General features: G+C 65.6%; 18 protein-coding genes and 1 pseudogene. 9 read left to right on the forward strand and 10 right to left on the reverse strand.

Annotated features, from left to right (window positions below; translation table 11 throughout):
• Positions 1-166: 166 nt before the first annotated feature.
• The 6 genes from IFJ75_RS04210 (at position 167) to IFJ75_RS04235 (ending at position 8105) form a co-directional block, all read left to right on the forward strand.
• Entirely contained in the window at positions 167-1129 is a 963-nt protein-coding gene (locus tag IFJ75_RS04210) for an ABC-three component system protein (RefSeq protein WP_183204354.1), read from the forward strand.
• The gene (locus tag IFJ75_RS04215) at positions 1126-1626 is read left to right on the forward strand and encodes an ABC-three component system middle component 2 (protein ID WP_207931413.1); all 501 of its coding nucleotides are present in this window, start codon (positions 1126-1128) and stop codon (positions 1624-1626) included. The genes IFJ75_RS04210 and IFJ75_RS04215 overlap by 4 nt, the downstream gene beginning before the upstream one ends.
• Positions 1619-3478, forward strand: coding sequence for a coiled-coil domain-containing protein (locus IFJ75_RS04220; RefSeq protein ID WP_207931414.1), 1860 nt, complete (start codon positions 1619-1621; stop codon positions 3476-3478). The genes IFJ75_RS04215 and IFJ75_RS04220 overlap by 8 nt, the downstream gene beginning before the upstream one ends.
• Positions 3479-3590: 112 nt before the next feature.
• The gene (locus IFJ75_RS04225; protein WP_207931415.1) at positions 3591-4883 is read left to right on the forward strand and encodes a hypothetical protein; all 1293 of its coding nucleotides are present in this window, start codon (positions 3591-3593) and stop codon (positions 4881-4883) included.
• A gap of 107 nt (positions 4884-4990) precedes the next feature.
• Positions 4991-5860: a hypothetical protein gene (locus IFJ75_RS04230; RefSeq protein ID WP_207931416.1), complete on the forward strand. Its 870-nt coding sequence runs from the start codon at positions 4991-4993 to the stop codon at positions 5858-5860.
• Positions 5861-6095: 235 nt separating this feature from the next.
• Positions 6096-8105, forward strand: coding sequence for a ParB/RepB/Spo0J family partition protein (locus IFJ75_RS04235; protein ID WP_207931417.1), 2010 nt, complete (start codon positions 6096-6098; stop codon positions 8103-8105).
• 159 nt (positions 8106-8264) lie between these two features.
• On the opposite strand, the gene IFJ75_RS04240 is transcribed toward IFJ75_RS04235, so the two are convergent.
• From IFJ75_RS04240 to IFJ75_RS04290, 10 genes and pseudogenes are all read right to left on the reverse strand, one after another.
• The gene (locus IFJ75_RS04240) at positions 8265-8678 is read right to left on the reverse strand and encodes an OsmC family protein (RefSeq protein ID WP_077354154.1); all 414 of its coding nucleotides are present in this window, start codon (positions 8676-8678) and stop codon (positions 8265-8267) included.
• Positions 8679-8736: 58 nt separating this feature from the next.
• Positions 8737-9723 carry a malate dehydrogenase gene (locus IFJ75_RS04245; RefSeq protein WP_077354155.1) on the reverse strand — a complete coding sequence of 329 codons (987 nt, stop codon included), beginning with the start codon at positions 9721-9723 and terminating at the stop codon, positions 8737-8739.
• An 8-nt stretch (positions 9724-9731) separates the two neighbouring features.
• A complete protein-coding gene (locus IFJ75_RS04250) occupies positions 9732-10355 on the reverse strand; it encodes a DsbA family protein (protein ID WP_077354156.1) in 624 nt (207 codons plus the stop codon).
• A gap of 31 nt (positions 10356-10386) precedes the next feature.
• The gene (locus IFJ75_RS04255) at positions 10387-11568 is read right to left on the reverse strand and encodes a TDT family transporter (RefSeq protein WP_077354157.1); all 1182 of its coding nucleotides are present in this window, start codon (positions 11566-11568) and stop codon (positions 10387-10389) included.
• Positions 11569-11599: 31 nt separating this feature from the next.
• A complete protein-coding gene (locus tag IFJ75_RS04260; RefSeq protein WP_150125900.1) occupies positions 11600-12133 on the reverse strand; it encodes a hypothetical protein in 534 nt (177 codons plus the stop codon).
• Between the two features lie 124 nt (positions 12134-12257).
• A complete protein-coding gene (locus IFJ75_RS04265) occupies positions 12258-12761 on the reverse strand; it encodes a hypothetical protein (protein ID WP_077354159.1) in 504 nt (167 codons plus the stop codon).
• Between the two features lie 64 nt (positions 12762-12825).
• Positions 12826-13811, reverse strand: a pseudogene (locus IFJ75_RS04270) (molybdopterin-dependent oxidoreductase).
• Entirely contained in the window at positions 13808-13993 is a 186-nt protein-coding gene (locus IFJ75_RS04280) for a hypothetical protein (RefSeq protein ID WP_207931420.1), read from the reverse strand. Before IFJ75_RS04280 ends, IFJ75_RS04270 begins: the two are co-directional and overlap by 4 nt.
• 76 nt (positions 13994-14069) lie before the next feature.
• Entirely contained in the window at positions 14070-14573 is a 504-nt protein-coding gene (locus IFJ75_RS04285; RefSeq protein WP_171981857.1) for a uracil-DNA glycosylase family protein, read from the reverse strand.
• Positions 14574-14735: 162 nt separating this feature from the next.
• Entirely contained in the window at positions 14736-15611 is an 876-nt protein-coding gene (locus IFJ75_RS04290; RefSeq protein ID WP_077354161.1) for a LysR substrate-binding domain-containing protein, read from the reverse strand.
• Here IFJ75_RS04290 and copM point away from each other — a divergent pair.
• The 3 genes from copM to IFJ75_RS04305 are packed head-to-tail and all read left to right on the forward strand — an operon-like array spanning position 15561 to position 18250.
• Positions 15561-16127 (forward strand): CopM family metallochaperone, encoded by a 567-nt coding sequence (gene copM / locus IFJ75_RS04295; RefSeq protein ID WP_225896983.1) that lies wholly within the window; start codon positions 15561-15563, stop codon positions 16125-16127. The genes IFJ75_RS04290 and copM overlap by 51 nt on opposite strands.
• Positions 16128-16130: 3 nt before the next feature.
• Complete coding sequence (locus tag IFJ75_RS04300) at positions 16131-17570, forward strand: YncE family protein (RefSeq protein WP_207931421.1); 1440 nt, start codon at positions 16131-16133, stop codon at positions 17568-17570.
• Between the two features lie 11 nt (positions 17571-17581).
• Positions 17582-18250 carry an MBL fold metallo-hydrolase gene (locus IFJ75_RS04305; protein ID WP_077354163.1) on the forward strand — a complete coding sequence of 223 codons (669 nt, stop codon included), beginning with the start codon at positions 17582-17584 and terminating at the stop codon, positions 18248-18250.
• Positions 18251-18432: the final 182 nt, after the last annotated feature.

Raw genomic sequence — 18432 nt, forward strand, 5'->3', positions numbered from 1 at the left:
GCGATCAATCGGCGGCGGCAGCCTCCGGATCATCGTTCTCCGCGAGGATTGCTGTGGTCCTCGCGTATGGGTAGCGTCCTCAGGCGGGAGAGACTCGCTCGGGGAAGTTCTCCAGGCCATGGTGGCGACATACGATCGACAGCTGCTTGCCTTGACGGCGACGGACTTGGAAAAGTTCGTTCGCGACTGGGCGCTTGAGAAGAAGACACAATATTTCAAGGTCGAGGTGTTCAGCGGCTCGGGTGATCGAGGCCGTGACGTCGTGGGCTTTGTTGATCAGACGCTGCATGAGGGCGACTGGGACAATTTCCAGTGCAAGCAGTACGGCAAGACGCTTCCTACCGCCTCGGCCTTCCACGAGATCGGCAAGATTCTCTATTACGCCAGCCTAGGTGAGTTCACCCCGCCTAGGGCATTCTCGTTCGTCGCCCCAAAGGGCGTCAATCGCAACCTGCAGCGCCTCCTGTTCAAACCGGTCGAGTTCAAACAAGCCTTCATTGCGGGCTGGAACGAGCACTGCGAAAACACGATAATCGAGGGGGCCAGCGTGCCTCTGACGCCTGAGTTGACGGCCTTTATCCAAGCCTATGACTTCTCGCGTATTGGCCGCGTAGGCTTGGATGATCTTATCGGCGACCCCGCCGCCAAGCCGGTCCTGTACAAGTGGTTCGGGGCTGATCCCGGCCCGGCACCCCTAGGGGCTACGCCCGATGTCGTCCACGACGACGAGCTTCCATACATCGGCCAACTGCTTGCGGCGTACTCCGAGCGCGCCGACGCGCCCATTGCCGACCATCAGGCCGCAGCGGGCCACCCGCACTTCGGAACCCATCTGGCCCGACAGCGTGAACGCTTCTACGACGCCGACGCCTTCAAACGTTTCTACCGTGACAACACCGACGCGACCGCGATCGAGGCGTTCGAAAGCGACATATATCATGGCGTGGCAGACACCTGCGACGGACCTCACGCCGATGCGCTGAGCCGAGCCGATGCTGTGATGTCACAAGCGGCGACCGTTCAGCCGAGCGGCGTCCTTGCACAGCATTCCCGCGTGAAGGCGAAGCAGGGGATCTGCCACCACTTCGCCAACGAGGCTGAGCCGAGGCTACGATGGCAGAAGCCATGAGCGGCGCCGCCCCCGTCTTGTTCAATAGCCCGCTCGAAACCGGCGTACGGGCGATTGTTGTCCTGAACGCGGCCTATCCCCGCGCTTTCGACGTCACTGAGATCGCCTGGTTCGACCATCTGATCGTCCACACCGGCGATATCGGCGGACCGGAGAGCCTCCATCCAGACGTCCCGCAACGGAGCGGAGAGCTGCTCGTGCGCCGTCGGCTGGTCGAGGACAGTCTGCTGGTGATGCGGCGACTTCACCTGGTGGAGTTCGTGCCCGACGGCGACGCGGGTTTGCTCTATCGGGCGAGCGAGGAGGCCGTAGGTGTCATCGAGTTGATGCGATCGCCCTACTCGATCGCATTGCGGGAACGGGCCGAATGGCTTGCATCCAATGTGCTCTCGCGGTCTCGACCGGACCTTGAGCACCTCGTCGCCGAACGGATCGGGCGCTGGCGGATCGAGTTCCATGGCGGCGACTATGCCGGCGAGACCAGCACCCATGTCTGATCGGATTGTTCTGCGCAGCTTGACCTTCACAGGGCCAGACAAGGTGTCGGCGGCCCTGACGTTCGGCGACAAGCTGACTCTGATCTGGGGCGCGTCCAACACCGGCAAATCCTTCACGCTGAAAGCGCTGGACTTCATGTTCGGCGGCTCAAAGGCCTTGCCGGACATCAACGAGCGCCAAGGCTACGACACCGCGTGGCTGGCGCTTACGCTGCCGAAAGAGGGCGACGTGACTCTGTCGCGTGCTTTGAGTGGGGGCGCATTCTCCCTTCACCAAGGGCACGTCACTGCGCCCGTTGCTGGCGAGAACGCCCGGACCCTGCAGCCCAAGCATGACGCCGTTGCCGATGGTAATTTGTCGGCGTTGCTACTCACTGAAGTCGGGCTGCGCGGCAAAGAGGTCGCCACCAACGCGTTTGGCCAGAAGCGGCCTTTGAGTTTCCGCGACCTCGGCCTGATCTATCTCGTCGATGAAACGAGCATCCAGATCGAACGATCGCCGATCGAAGGCGGGCAGCGTGACGCCCGAACGACCGAGCGAAGCGTGTTCCGACTATTGCTGACAGGTCTGGACGACAGTGCACTCGTGGCGGTCGAAGATCCAAAGACCTTTAACGCCGCCAAACAGGTTCGGCTCGAGGTCGTCGACGATATGATCGCCGAGATCGAGGCTGCGATCGAGGCGGAGTATCCGGACACCGAAGACCTTGAGGATCAGCTCAATCGATTGGAAAGCTCCATCGAGGGGGCAAGTGCCAGCTTCGCCACTCTGCAGACCTCAATCCGCGGTCTCATGGCCGAGAAGCAGACGTTGGCGCGCGCCATTCCGGATGCGTCGAGCCGGCTCGACGAAGTGAACCTGCACATTGACCGCTTCGAGCAGCTTCAAGAGGTGTATGCATCCGACATCGACCGACTGGAATCTCTGGAAGAAGCGGGCTTCCTTCTGGGCCTGTCCGCCGAACGGCAATGCCCGTTGTGCGGAGCCGCGCCAGCCGCCCAGGTCCATGCTCACGACCATCAGGATATCGCGTTGGTGAGAGAGGCGGCTCTGGTTGAGATCGCCAAGATCCGTCGGCAGTCCGAAGACTTGGCAAGCACTCTCGCCACCCTCCGCGATGAGCAATCGCTTCTGGGTGATGAACTCCCCCGCCTCACAGACCGCCTCGATAAGCTCGAGGCCGATATCGCTGACCTAACGCCCCAGGTCGCCCAATCGCAGTCTGACCTGGGACAGATCGTGGCGGCGCGGGACCAGGCTCGACGCGGCCTCGCCCTTCTGGCGCAGCGCGACGAGCTCTCGCGACGTCGGGGCGGTTACGAAGGCGCGAAGGCGACGCCCAAGGCGGATCGGCCTGTCTTGGCCCTGGCCGGCAGCATCACCCATGAGTTCGCCCAGATCGTCAGCGGCGTGCTGGAGCAGTGGGGCTTCCCCGGAGAGCACCATGTCTCGTTTGATGACGAGACCTACGATCTGAAGATTGACGGCAAGGCTCGGGTCGCCAACGGCAAAGGCGTCCGAGCCGTCACGCATGCTGCGTTCAAGGTCGCTCTCCTGTTGTTCTGCCGTGAGAAGGGCTTGCCACACCCGGGCTTCCTGGTCCTAGACACGCCGCTCCTGACTTATCGCGATCCTTTAAAGACGCCGAAGTTCGGAGAGCTCGAGGACGACGAGCGTGCGCTGGCGGCGACCTCGCTCAAGGACCGCTTCTTCGATCATCTGGCTTCGCTGGAGATCGACGCTCAGTTTGTCATTCTGGAGAATGTTGATCCGCCGACCGGACTGGAAACTCGGGCGCATCTGGAAGTCTTCTCCGGGGGTGACGGGCGACGAGGGCTGTTCCCCGTCTAGTCGCTGCTGTCGGCCCGTCTGAACGCCGCCGACTTTGGGTGTGGATCGGTCCTGCGCCTGCTCACGGACCGCCTCGGTTTCGGGAGCCCGTGAGAACGGGTACCGTTGTGTCATGCTGGATTTCCGGAAGCCGCATGCGTTTACGGGCCGCCTTTCGAGAGGCGGTGACGACCAATATGTGGCGTTCAAGCTCACCCTCACCCCGTCCGGATCGCTCGTCTTCGACTTCGAGGAGCTGGCGTTCACCAAGGCTACCGCCTGGCTGCGCGGCCCCGACGACCGCGGTGAGACGGTGTCCTACTTCAGCTTGGTCGCGCAGTCGGGCGAGGTGACGCTGACGACGGATCATCTGCACCTCAACGCCCCCGTTCATGACGATCAGGAGGGGTCTTATCTCGCCTTGAAGGGGCAGGCCCAGCTGGCGACCCTGACAGCCTCTCGGACGCACGAGGAGCCGTTCCTACGTATGGGATTGCGGGCGTTTCAGGGCTTCGGCCGGCATCAGGTCGAGACGGCCCTCGGAACGATCTATGTCGGCGGCGGCCCGGCCAAGCCAGTCGACGACACGATTTCGGGGTTCATAACTCTCGTCGCGCCGTCCGCCGTCGCCGATCGTCCGGCGTGGCGGGCTGAGGCGGGGCGGCTGCTGGAGTACCTCAGGCTTATGACGAGCTTCGCGGCCGGCCGGAGCCTCAAGGGCCCGACCCTTGAGTACGCGAGCGGCACGGAGTGGACGCTTGAAGTCCTCGAGCAGGCCGGCGGGGGCGACACCCATCAGCCCGTCATCCATTTCTTGAACCAACAGGCCTTCGTGCGTGCAGCCGTCGACGCCTGGTTTTCACCGGTGTTCAAGGTCGAGCAGCTGATGTTCGCCCTCGAATGGTACGTCATGGCCGCGGGTTACACGGAGATGCGGCTGGTTCAGGCCATGACCGTTCTCGAAAACCTGAGCCATGCCAACCTGACGTCTCGCCAGAGCCATGTTCTCTCGCCGACGCAGTTCAAACGGCTCTCGACCGCGATGCGGGCTGCGGCTCCAGTGGCTCAAGGCAATCCTGACCTTGAAGCGCTATTGACGGCCCTGCCGGGTAAGATGGCGGACCTGAATCGCCGGCCGCTGAAAGACAAGGTGAGGCTGCTCATGAAGCAGTGGAATGTCCCGGTCGCCGATCTCAATCTCGAGGCGCTGGATCGTGCAGTGAACGTCCGAAACGAGATCGTGCACCGGGGCCACTATCGCGCCGACGAGCCGCGATCCTCGGCAGGATCGGGACTCTGGCCTCATGTGCAGTTCGTTCGGGAGATCATCGCCCGGATCGTGTTCGCGATGATCGCTTATGACGGCCAGCGGATCGGCTGGCTCGGCGGCTATCATCTGACAACCTATCCGCCGTCGGAGGTCTGATGGCGCCGCGGCGTTGGATCACTCCGCCCCAGGATCAATGGGATTTCCCCTGGACGCGCGGTGACCGCTGTCCCTGCGAGAGCGGGAAGCCGTTCGGCGACTGTTGTTTGAGCCCCGACGGGCGGCCCCATCTGAAGCTGGGGCCTATCCACCCGCCGCCGCCGGTCACCGGCTATGCCCACCCCAGATGCTATCTCAACCGGTCTGGCGACTGCTCGCGAACGATCAGCCGGGAGCACTACATCAGCCGGGGCCTGATCAGCCGGCCGGGGCTGAAGGTCAGGGGCATGCCGTGGCAGGCGGAGCCGGTGATGGCCACGTCCGCTGACGCCCTGACGTCCAAGATCCTGTGCCAGCGCCACAACTCCGCGCTCTCGCCCTTGGACGCCCATGCCCAGCGGGCGTTTCTCGCTCTGGAGGCCGCGCAGATGCACGCCACCAAGGCGTCCCTGTCCCGCAAGCGGTTCTCGATCCTCGTCTCCGGCGAGGCGCTCGAACTCTGGGCGATGAAAACCCTGGCCGGTCTCTATGCGACGGGCATGGACTTCAAGGTCGGGCCCTACCGGTTCCGCGACTATCCGCCGCCGATGGCGAACATCGCCGACGCCTTGACGGCGATCCCGCCCCGCAGCCTCATGCGTCTGGAAGTGCCGACGGATGCGGACGCGCACGAGGCGTCCCTCGGCCGCTCGGCCGTCTCGACCCTTCCGGTCATCGACGAGGATCAGGGCCGGCTGGTCGCGGTGATCTTCCGCCTGCAAGGGCTGGGATTGAAGTTCCACCTCGACGACGAGGGTGCGCCGACGCCGTCCGACGCGGTGCTCAGACCCCACATGATCGATGTGGTGGGGCCGGACCGGAGCAGCCGCATCTACGTCAGCTGGGGCGAGGCCAGGCCCGGTCAAATCGTCTTCCTCAAGCTGAAGCCCGCGACGCCGCGCCAGAAGGACACGTGGCGGGCGTCGCAGAAGGGCTAAGGGCTCCGCCCTCGCGCGGGCCAGGGTGAAGCGGCTACGCCGCCGGACCGGCCGGTATCCCCGACCTTCCGCGCCGGTGATCGTCATCATGATCATCATCAGGGTCAGGCTTGTGCAGGTCGGGCGATCCCCCTCCGGCCGGTCCGCCCTGGCCCTTGCTACCCCGGTCTCGCCGACGGGCAGGGTTTCAGGCGCGCAGTTCGCGTGCCTGCAACCCTTGCCCAAGGAGGCAGACATGACTGCTCAATCCATCGAAACCGTCGCGACCGAGGCGACCGTCCCCGCGCACGGCGCGGAGATCACCGTGCCGCTCAATCGGCTCAAGGCTTCGCCGAAGAATGCGAGGAAGACCCCGCACAGCCCGGCGACCATCGAGGCCTTCGCCGCCTCCATCAAGGCCAAGGGGGTGTTGCAGCCGCCCGTGGTCGAGATCGAGCGGGACGGGGAGGGCGAGCCGACCGGGAACTACCTCGTCACCATCGGCGAGGGGCGCCGTCAGGGCCTGCGGCTGCTGGTCAGGCGCAAGGCGATCAAGCGGACCCATCCGGTGCGGGTCATCGTGGACGCGGAGAACGACGCCCATGAGATCAGCCTCGACGAGAACATCACGCGCGAGGCCATGCACCCCGCCGACCAGTTCGAGGCCTTCCAGCGGCTGGCCGAGGAGAAGGGATACGGCTCCGAGGAGATCGGCGCCCGGTTCGGAGTATCGGCTCAGGTGGTGCGCCAGCGGCTGCGGCTCGGGTCGGCGGCGCCGGAGCTGATGGCGGCCTATCGGGAGGGAGCGCTGGCGCTCGACCAGTTGATGGCCTTCTGTGTCAGCGAGGATCGGGACCGCCAGCGGCAGGTGTTCGAACAGATCGGGCCGCATACCCCGGCCTACGCCATCCGGCGCGCCATGACCGAGGCCAAGGTCAGGGCTGATGATCGGCGCGTCCGCTTCGTCGGCGTCGAGGCCTACGCCGAGGCGGGCGGCGGAGTTCTCCGCGACCTGTTCACCGAGGACGGCGGCGGCTGGCTGGAGGACGTTATCCTGCTGGACCGGCTGGTCGCCGAAAAGCTGGCCGGGCTGGCGGACGAGGCGCGCGAGCGCGAGGGCTGGAAATGGGCCGAGGCGGCGCAGGACTATCCCGACGTGTCCGCGTTCGGTCGGGTCTACCCGGTCGCGGTCGAGCGCTCGGAGGCGGACGCCGCCGAGATCGCGGCCCTGTCGGAGGAATACGACGGCATCGTCTCCGAGGCGGGCGATGACGGCCTGTCGTCCGAGGCGGATGCGCGGCTGGAGGAGATCGACAAGGCCTTGCAGGCGTTCGGCCCGGACTTCGCCTATGCGCCGGAGGCCAGGGCGCGCGCCGGGGTCATGGTGATGCTCGGTCACGACGGCCTCGCCCGCTTCGAGCGCGGTCTGGTCCGGGCCGAGGACGTGCCCGCCGATCCGCCGTCGCCGTGGCCGGAGGACGAGGCGGCTGACGACGGTGCGGACAGTGGGGCGCAGGCAGGTGCGGACGCGCCCGAGGGCGAAACGCCTTCAACCCTGTCGGACCGTCTGCTGATCGACCTGACGGCCCACAAGACCATGGGCCTGCGCGACGCGGTGCAGGCCGATGTGGGCGCGGCGCTGGCGACCGTGGTTCATGCGCTCGCCCTGCAGGTCTTCTATCCGGCCTACGGCGTCTGGACGCCGTTGCAGCTTCGGCTGACGACGACCGGGCTGGAGCGGCTGGCGCCGGGGGTGGACGATGGCCCCGCCGGACGCCGGGTCAGCGACCGGTGCGAGGCGTTGGGCGCGCGCCTGCCCGAGCGCCCTGAAAACCTCTGGGGCGTGGTGGCCGCCTTGCCGCCTTCGGAGCAGCTGGACCTGATGGCCTGTTGCGCCGGGGTCGGCCTCTACGCCGTGCGCGATCCGCACGACCGGCGGCCCGGCGCCTTGGCGCAGGCCGAGACGCTGGCGACGGCGGTCGGGCTCGACATGGCCGGGACTTGGACGGCGACGGCGGCCAGCTACTTCACCCGCGTGTCCAAGGCGCGGGTGTTGGAGGCGGTGACCGAGGCCGTGAATCCGGACGAAGCGGGCCGGATCGCCGGGTTCAAGAAGGCGGACATGGCCGAAGCCGCCGAGCGGCTGTTGGAGGGGAAGGGATGGCTGCCCGTTCCGCTGCGAACGGTGTCGGATGCGGCGGAGCCGGAGGATCAGGGCGCGGACGAACCGCGTGACGACGACGCCTATTCGTTCGCCGCAGAATAGCATCCTCGATACGAAAACTCGCCGCGCGCCCTTTGGGGGCGCGCGGCTTTTTCGTGCGTGCGACGGTAGGGCACAGTGACGACTGGACTTCGGCTTCTGACTCTTAGCGGCGGTTTGGAATGTCTGCTTGGCGGCGGCGGGCGACACAATTCGCTAAGATCAACCGACCTCGGTTTCAATCGAGACGGCCCCAACGAGCATGCGGTGGATCGGGCATCGGTCGGCGATTTCAAGAAGTCGGTCGCGTTGCTCCTGTGGGAGGTCTGCCGGCAGGCTGATGGTCCGCACGAAGTGGTCGGAGGGCGTCGCTTCCGGCTGTCGGACCAGAACAACCTCGACGGACAAGGGGCCTATCGCCCAGCCCTTGCGGTTCGCGTAGAGGCGCAGGGTCTGGGCGGTGCAGGAGGCTAGAGCGGCCTGCACCAGTTCATGCGGGGTCGGCCCGAGATCCAGCCCACCCAGTTCGACAGGCTCATCGACGACGAAGCTGGCAGGGCCGGCGCGGACCACGAGTTGCAGGCCGCCGTGGCCCGCATCGTCGGCGAAGGAAGATCGGGGTGTAGAAGCCGTCATGGGGCGCCTTGCTGAATGAGTAGGGGTTGTTCGGTGATTGTCGCGCGATCGACGCGCCTCAGGTGGAGACGATCGAAAGCGCAGCGTCGCGTTCGCCGATGAGTTCCTGAACCGACGCCGCCAGACCGGCGCGGGTGAAGACGTCGAGGTCCAGACTGTTCACAGGCGCATAGCGCCCATCGCGGCAGACCGCCGGTACGCCGCAGACCAGGCCTGCGGGAATACCGTATTCTCCTGTGGCGGGGATGCCCATCGACACCCAGCGACCGTCCGAGCCCTGGACCCAGTCACGCATGTGATCGATGGCAGCATTGGCGGCGGAAGCGGCGGACGATGCGCCGCGGGCCTCCAGGACCGCCGTACCGCGCCGCGCCACCTCCGGGATCAGGGTGTCGCGATACCAGCCGTCATCGCCGATGCGCGCGGCCAGTCGTTCGCCGCTCACCGAGGCGTGGCTCCAATCGGTGAACATGGTGGGCGAGTGATTGCCCCAGACCGCGAGGTGATCGATCGCATCGACCGACACGCCTGCCTTTCGCGCCAGTTGCGCGGCGGCGCGATTGTGATCCAGCCGGATCATGGAGGTGATGGCGCCCTCGGGCAGGTTCGGCGCGGACTGGATCGCCACCCAGGCGTTCGTGTTGGCGGGATTGCCCACCACGAGGACCTTCACGCTCCGCTTGGCGACGGCGTCGAGCGCGGCGCCTTGGGTCTTGAAGATGGCGGCATTGGCGGCCAGCAGGTCACGGCGCTCCATGCCCTTGGATCGGGGACGCGAGCCAACCAGGAAGGCGGCGTCGATATCGTCGAACGCGACCCTCGGATCGTCCGTCGTCCGGATCGCAGTCAGGAGCGGGAAGGCGCAGTCGTCCAACTCCATCGTCACGCCCTTGAGGGCCGGCAGGGCTTGGGGAAGATCGAGCAGGCGAAGGTCGATCGGCGTCTCGGGGCCGAAGACGTCGCCTTGCGCTAGACGGAACAGCAGGGCGTAGGCGATCTGGCCGGCCGCACCGGACACAGCGACCTTGATGGGAGTATTGGGCATTGTGGACCTCAGGGCTTGGAAGATTGGGAAAGAGCTGTGTCGATAGCGATGACCACGCTGTCGAGAGTCAGCGGGCCATCCACCCGGCGGCCCTGAACGAATAGAGTCGGCGTGCCGGTGACGCCCGCATCCTGCGCCCGGCGAACACGCCGTTCCAACGCGGCCATGGCGTCAGGGTCGGCGATGCAGGCTTTCAGCCGGGCCTCGTCGATCCCGAAACGACCCGCGACCCGCACCAGATGAGCCCGCGGGCTCTGTCCACCGGTCCATTCAGACTGGCCGTGCATCAGGGCGTCAATCACCTCGAAATACCGCTGAGACCCCGCACAGCGCGCCAGAAGAACGCCGGCGGCGGAAAGATTCGCAGGGCCGGTGATGAACTCCCGATAGATCAGCTTGACCTGGCCGGTATCCATATAGCGACGGCGCAGTTCGGGCAGCACCTCGATCGCGAACCGGGCGCAGGGGCCGCAGGTGCTCGAAGCGTATTCGATCAGGGTTACCGGGGCGTCCTGACGGCCCAGAACCATGTCATCGGCTTCCGCCGCTTGGGGCGCGCATGCCGTGATCAGGGCGCCGGCTCCCACAGCGATGATCGAGCGACGAGTGGGAACAAGGATATCGGGGTTCATGAGGCCTCCGGGCAGGAAACTGACGAGCGACTCAGCGCGCGCAGGGAATGTCGCGCTTGGCCGCGTCCGTAAGGCAGGGGGCGACGAACAGGTCTCCGCGCCAAGCGCCGCGGATCGTGCGGGCGCCGACGATGAGCCAGAGGATTGCAAGGCCGGCGATCAGGGCCACGCCGAAGATGTTGAAGGCCGGGATCGGCAGCAAGGTCCCCAGCTTCAGGGTCGCGACCGAGAAGACGCCGATCGGGAAGGTGTAGCCCCACCAGCCGAGGTTGAAGGGCAGGCCCTGACGAAGGTAACGCAGGGTGATCAATGCAGCCATGGCTGCCCACCAAAGGCCATAGGCCCACAGCAAAAGGCCGCCGATCAGTCCGATGCCTCTTGCCGCGTCACCGTATTGACCCAGCCCGGAGGCGGTGAAGATCGCCGGCGCGGCCTGACCCAGCACCAGCATGCCAAGGGCTCCGGTGCCGATCGGGCCGAGCGACAGCCAGCTGGACGCAGCCATGCCGGCGTGCGGTAGTTTGTGGATCGCCATGCGCAGAACCAGGATGACGAGGATGCTTAGCGCCAGAGGCACCGACAGCGCCCAAAGAGAGTAGCTGACCACCAGCACGGACAAGGCCGCGTTCGGGTCGGTCAGGTGGGGCGCGATCAGCCCGCCGGTGACGGCCGCGACCTCCGCGGCCACGACGGGCAACAGCCAGACCGCCGTCATCTGGTCGATGGAATGCTCCTGGCGTGTGAACATCATAAAGGGGATGCCGACGCCGCAGGCGACCGCCATCGCCACGTCGATCCACCACAGTGTCTCGGCGAGAGGGACGATGCCGTCGCCCCACCGCGCCAGGCCGAAGGCCATCAGGCCGTTGATGATCGTCGCCAGTCCCATCGGTATGCAGCCGAAGAACATCGAGACGACCGAATGGCCGAAGATGCGGCGCGCGCCGTCGAAGAAGAAGATCCACCGCGCGGCGTAGAGGACGGTGAACAGGGCGAAGAGGCCGATGTTGAAAACCCACAGACCTTCGGCGACCAGCTTCACGCCAGGGATGTCGATCGGAATCTGGTTCAGGGCGATGGCCAGGATGCCTGTGCCCATGGTGGCGGCGAACCAGTTCGGGGTGAACTGGCGAACGACCTCGCTGGGCCGCTGGAGTTTGGCCAGAGGCCGCAGGCCGAAGGCGACGTCGCGAAGGTGAAGGTCATGCGCCATCTGAAGTGTCCTGAACAATGCTGGAATGAAACTAATGGGCGTTGAGGCGACAGATCACGCCCAGCACGACGGCCGTCACGACCAGAAGAGCCGGCAGGGTCAGCATCTGCAACGCGGCTTCACGGCCGGTGATCCATCCGGTGAAGGTGATGACCCGTCCGTTTAGAAACTCCGAAAGGCTGCGCGTGCGCCGTGCGGGGCCGGGCGTATCGGCCAACAGCGTCAGGCCGGTGAGAAGGCCAAAAAACATGACTCCCAGGACGGTGATGAAGCCTAGGGCCAGGGCGGCTTCGCCACTGCCGAACACCAGCCAGAACACCATGACCATGCTGCCGTAGAGTCCCGCCACGGACTTGACGAGGGCGGGGTGAACGCCGGTCTGGCCCACCTCGGGCTGAAGGCGATGCAGGCTCTGACCATCGCCGACGTCCGGAATATGCGCTGCTTGTTCCGTCGAAGGCGCCGGGAGCAGGGTCTGCCCCTGACGTCGCTGTGCGGCCGGGCGATACCGTATTGCGGCGCCAATCGGCTGGAGATCAAGGCGGGTACGAACGACGGAGCTCATAGCTTATCTCCACTATGGAGTGTTGGCCGACAGTCGGCGCGCTCCTTGATCTGGAGATTGGTCCCGAGCGTTTGTTCTTTCCAACGTGTTGTTTCGATTTGAACGATCGTTTTGTTCGAACGATTTAGCCGGTTGCTCCTGGGATTTCGACCGTCGGAGGACTTGGGTCTGAGCTCTTTTGGGTGATTCCCGGACCCTGTGTCGGCAGTCGCGTGAGATAGGCGACGATCGCGTCGCTATCAGACGCAGCGATAGGAGCCTTGTAGGTTTCCCGCATCTTGACCACCGTGGATCGCCACTGCGCCTCCGTCAGGCGCGGCTGGGTCAGCGCCATGCTCGCCGAATGACAGGATGTGCAGCTTGCATTGACCAGGTCGGCACCGGGCCCTTCGGGATATTGGGACGCTTCATCCGGTAGTTCGATACTGGCCGATGTGAGGGTGAACCCTGCGCCAGAGACGAAGGATGGCGCAGGCGGTGCGGGCGCCGGCGGGGGCGGGGGCGGCGGCGCTTCACGAACTGCTGGAGCGTTCTGGCCGATGATGGCGCCGATCAGGATTACCGAGGTGACTGCCCCGGCGAGCAGGATCGAGACGCCCGTGGAGAAGGGTCTGGAGGGCTTGCTCATGCGAAAGTCACTATCGTCGTTTCCACGCAGGCCCGCATGAAGCCGCCCGGATTTCAGTTCGGCGTCATTGGCTGGGTGACGCCTGCCGTATTGGTGCAACGGGCCATGAAGGGGACGGGGCCACGCGCGGCGATCGAAACTTCTCCGTCAAAGCGACGGAAGCCGTACTTGCCCTGATCAGGCCCCAGACGGGCTGGTCGCCAGGTCCGTCCGCCGTCCGAGGACAGTTGACGCGGGCGACCCCGGTGTCCCCGCCCATGGCGATGCCACCGATTGACAGGCTCGGCTGCCAGGCCACGGGGTGGTCGCCCGCGATACTGGTGATCCAGGATCGTGGAACCATCCGGTTGATCGGAACCGTCGGATAGTCCTTGTCCGTTGGCGATACATTGGCCAGCGGCGTGTCCGGAATCTTGTAGGCCTTGGCCATCCAGTAGCCGTCGTCTGGCTGGTCGAGGACTTCGATGTCATTGAGCAACTTGGCCCAGTAGGTTGAGAACCAGCCCGGCACGATCAGCCGGATTGGAAATCCGTTGAGCAAAGGCAGTTGCTCGTCGTTCATGGCGAAAGCGACCATGACCTCTCCGTCACGCGCATGATCGATGGCCAGGGATTTCGAGAAGTCCGGCGCCCCGGCGACAACAGGCTGATCCAGGGCCCCGAACCGAACGACCTGGGCACCCGGTCGGACGCCGGCCAGATCAAGCAGATGGCGCAAGCTCACGCCCATCCACATGGCGTTGCCCATGGCTCCATGCGCCCACTGCGCCCCGGCACGCGGGGCTGAAACAGTCCTCGGGAATTACCGGAACACTGGTTGACCGCAGCCATCTGGACACGGGGCATGGAGAGGAGATCAGCGAGAGAGACCGTCACCGGCCGGGTGACATGGCCGTGGATTTTCAAGGTGAAGGTGGTGGCGTCGATGGAGGTCGGAACGTCCGCCCAGTGCCAACGCACGAAGAACTGGTCGTTGGGCGTGAAGACATTCTGATCGAAGACCTCCATGGGCGTTTCCAGCAGTGGCGGCCGGCTCCGTTGCAGGATCATCTCGCCCTTTCCCGGATAGCTGGAAGTGAGCGGCCGGGCCGAGGGCCGCCGGGCATGGCCAGGTCGGCGACCTGTTGCGCCCAGGCGGGGTCCGACAGCGTCGCCGCCCCGACAAGACCGCCACCGATCAGGAAGCGACGACGGCCGAGCATCTTGGCCCCGGGGGACTGCAGGTGGATCATGCGGCTCTCCTATTGGTCCAGTCTGGTCCGTGTCAGGCCCGGAAGTCCAACCCAACCTCACTCTGAGTTCGTTCGTTCAGATCGAACGTTCCGCACTTGCAATCGGTTCGTCGAGCAAGCGCGCCGCCGCTTCGAATGCCTCGTCCAATCGCCCCCGATGCGAGGGGTCGGTGTTGATATAGATTGGACTGGGGTGAGGCGCGGGGATGAGACGAACCTCCGGAAAGGCGGCCTTTAGGCTCGGTGCGGCCTGACCGGCGACCCGGCCACAAACGATCGCCGCCTTCAATCGGGGGAGCCGCGCGACGAGGGAAGCGGTTGCGGCAACGCCTGCGGCGATCTCCCCCGTGCGCAAGGGGCGGCTCACCCCACTGCGAAGCCAAGGGACCGTGTTCCAGATCAGCAGACGGCGGCGATCCAGTCGGGAGCCCATGATGGCGCGCCGAAGGTTGCGGCTCGTGCCCGTCGGGTTGTCCATCGAGACGATCCGGTCCTCGGCGGGCCCTGGCGCGGGGGTTTCCAGCAAGACCAGAAGTTCCGCCTGATCTCCGCCGTCAAGAGGATCGAAGCCTGGGGTCATCCGGCAGCCATCATCCGAAAAAGGATGAGCGAGTCCGTCTCGCCATTGGTCGAGCGCGTCAAGGTGCGGGTGAGGCGGAGCCCGGTCGCCAGTCATCGATGGCCATATCTTCGACGAACGCCGCGATCCTGCGTGTGCCGTCGCAAACCCGCGCATCGGCGATCAGGACTTCAGCATGTCGAGGAAGGTCTGGCCCGCCTTGGACCGGTATCTTTGCTTATGCCGCAACAACCAGAAGGATCGAGCCGGAAGCGAGAGGGGGAGGCACGCCAGAACACCGGAGCGCAGCCGGGCGGCGACGACAGTGCGCGACACGACGGTCGCCCCGGCTCGTGCGGCGACAGCCGAAGCCACGGCCTCATTGCCGGGCAGGGTCATGGCGACGTCCAGATCCTCAACCGTCAACCCCCGCACAGCCAGAGCCGCTTCAAAGGCTGAGCGCGTGCCGGAGCCCGGCTCGCGCAACACCCAGGACAGGGTCTTGAGGTCGGGCGGACCGGCGCCGTCCTGGGCCATGGGATGATCGGCGGCGACGACCAGCACCAGTTCATCGTGATCCAGAACCGTGCGTGTCAGGGCCGCTTCGTCCACCTCGCCCTCGACCAGCCCCAGCTCCGCCCGTCCGTCGATGACGGCCTGGGCCACGTCCCGGGTATTGCCGATGGCGACGTCGATGCGGATGCCGGGATGGCGAGCGTGGAAGGCGGCCAGACGGGCGGGCAGCCACCAGCCGGCGATGGTCTGGCTCGCCTGGATCGACAGCCGGCCCCGCTTCAGCGCGCCGAGATCATCCAGCGCATCCTCCGCCGCCGAGGCGCGAGCGAGGACAGCGCGCGCTTCTTCCAGAAAGACCTGTCCCGCCGCGTTCAGGACGATGCTGCGGCCGACGCGGTCGAACAGGGCCACGCCATGCCGCCCCTCCAGCGTGGTGATCGCCGAACTGACGGCCGACTGGGTGAGATTCAAAGCCTCGGCCGCGCGGGTGACGTGCTGCCGCTCGGCGACGGCGACGAAGATGCGGAGCTGGTCGAGCGTCATATCGGGAGCCTAAGGCGTTCACCGGTCCAAGCACAGGGATCGTTCGATGGCGACGAACGTTCCGAGCGGAACTTCGCGTTGGCGGCGGGCGTGAACGGCGTCCAGGATCAGGCGATCATGGAGAACCGCCGCATGACCTTACCGCTGAAACTCATTGCGCTCATGGCCGGGTCAGCCCTCGCCGGGGCTGTGCTTATGGCCTTCGCCCAGGCGCCCCGCTCCCCCTTCGATACGGAAATGACCGAGGCCATGTTGCGCATGCACACCGCCATGACGATCGCGCCGACCGGCGATTCCGACCGCGACTTCGCCGCCATGATGATCCCCCATCATCAGGGCGCGGTCGACATGGCGCGGATCGAACTCGCCTACGGCAAGGACGAGCCGATGCGCCGTCTGGCCCAGGGGATCATCGTCGAACAGACCCAGGAGATCGCCTTGATGCAAGACTTCCTCGACCGCTCGGCCACCCGTCCGACGTCCAACGCGCCCGCCTCACCTCATACCGGACACTGACCCATGACTTTCGTTTCGAAGACGCCCTTCGTCCTGGCGCTTGCCCTGATGGCATCCCCGGTCCTGGCCGATCAGGTTCCCGGCGCGGCGGCGGCGCCCGCCATCCCGATCAGCGGGCAGGATCGGTTCTATTCGGCCGACCAGTTCTCCAACACGGTCTCGGTGGTCGATCCCTCGACCAACAGCCTGCTGGGGGTGATTTCCCTCGGCGAGCCGACCCCGGCCAACCTCAGCCCGCTCTACAAAGGCCAATTGCTGGTTCACGGCATCGGCGCGGCGCCGGACGGCAAGACGATCGCCGTGGTCTCGATCGGGTCGAACTCGGTCAGCTTCATCGATACGGCCACCAACGTCGTCAAACACACGACCTATGTCGGACGCTCTCCGCACGAGGCCTTCTTCACACCGGACGGCAAAGAGGTCTGGGTCACGGTGCGGGGCGAGGCCTACGTTTCGGTGCTGGACGCCGCGACCTATCAGGAGACAGCCCGGGTCGAGACGCCCAACGGGCCGGGCATGACCATCTTCTCGCCGGACGGCCGTTACGCCTACATCTGCTCCAGCTTCAGCCCCGAGACAGTCGTGGTCGGGACTGCGACCCGTGAGATCGTCGGTCGGGTGGCCCAGGCCAGTCCGTTCTGCCCAGACATCGCCGCCACGCCCGATGGGAACCAGGTCTGGATGACGCTGAAGGACGTGGGCAAGACGATGGTGTTCGACGCCCGTCCACCATTTGCCGTGCTTCAGACGCTCGACACCGGCCCGCTGACCAATCACGTCAACATCGTGCGAAATCGGGATGGTCAGTTCGCCTATGTCACTGTGGGGACCCAGAACGTCGTCAAGGTTTTCCGCACCGACACCTTCGACCCCGTGACCGAGATCGCGGTGGGGTCGCTGCCGCATGGTCTGTGGCCCTCCGGCGACGGCTCGCGAATCTATGTCGGGTTGGAGAATGGCGACGGCGTGGCGGTCATCGACACCCTGGCCAACCGCGTGATCGCCACCGTGCCGGTCGGTCAGGGACCGCAGGGCGTCACCTATGTGCCGCGTGCGGTCACCGAGGGTGACGGCAAGGCCAACCTCATGCCCCTGGGCGCCGCGCGCGCCTCGCATCAACTCGTTCTGACGGGCGACGGCGACGCCCGGTCCCAGGCAACCCTGTTTGAGCAGGGGCAGGTCCAGATGCTGCAGATCGCCGCCGCAGGCCTCGAACCCGGCAAGCCCTATGTCCTCGCCTTCGCCAATGCGGCGGACGGATCAGGGACGCTGGAGCCTCTCGCGAAGTTCATGACCAATCCAGCCGGATCCGCCGTGGTCAACGCGGTGGGTCCCATCCGCCAAGTCGTCGCCACCGACGCCGGCGCACCCCGCCGTTGGCTGGTCATCGCCTCGGGAACGCCGGAGGCGATCGGCCCGGTCGTCCAGAGACAGTCGGAATAGGACCGGCCGCCATGCGTATCGACAAGTTCGTCCATAGCTGCCTGCGCCTGACGATCGGCCAGGAGCGACTGCTCTTCGATCCGGGCAAGTTCTCGTTCGTGGACAGACGGGTCGATCCCGCTGTCTTTTCGGACGTCTCGGCGATCGTCCTGACGCACGGCCATCCCGACCACATCGACCCTGACGCTCTGGGCAGGATCGTGCAGGCGAGTGGCGCAACGCTCGTCGGCAACGGCGAGGTCGCCAACAAGCTCAGCGAGAAGGGCCTGTCGGTCACGGTGTTCGAGGAAGGCGAACGGACCTTCGGCGCGTTCCGGCTACAGGCCCAGCCGGTCGCGCATGAGCCCATCCTGTCGGACGAGAGCCCACAACTGACCGCCTTCCTCGTCAACGACGTCTTCTTCAACCCGGGCGACAGTTTCGACAGCCGTCTGGATCGATTCGTGGGCGTGGAGGTGCTGGCCCTTCCGGTGATGGCGCCCTTTCTGACCGAGCTCACCGTCCATGCCTTCGCCAAGCGGATGAAGCCGAAATCTGTCGTGCCGGTCCATGACGGCTACGCGCGCGACTATTTCCTCAAGCAGCGTTACGACGTCTACGAGCCCTATCTAGACAAAGTCGGGATTAAGCTGCACCGGCCAATGACGCCCGGAGACGGGTTTGACGTCGCCGACCAATGACGATTGACGCAGCCTGCGTCTCCATCGGCTTGGCGCGATCGCGAGCAAAAGGTCGTGGCTCGCCATGGTCACTCAGGTGGATGTCGCCCTTGCGAGGTGACCGTCGTGTCAGCTCATGGCGCGTTGCCGATACGCGTAAATAGGCGGCGCGAATGGTGCTCGCGCCTCATAACGGCAGGCTT

Origin of the sequence: Brevundimonas goettingensis, assembly GCF_017487405.1 — a bacterium.
GTDB lineage: Bacteria > Pseudomonadota > Alphaproteobacteria > Caulobacterales > Caulobacteraceae > Brevundimonas > Brevundimonas goettingensis.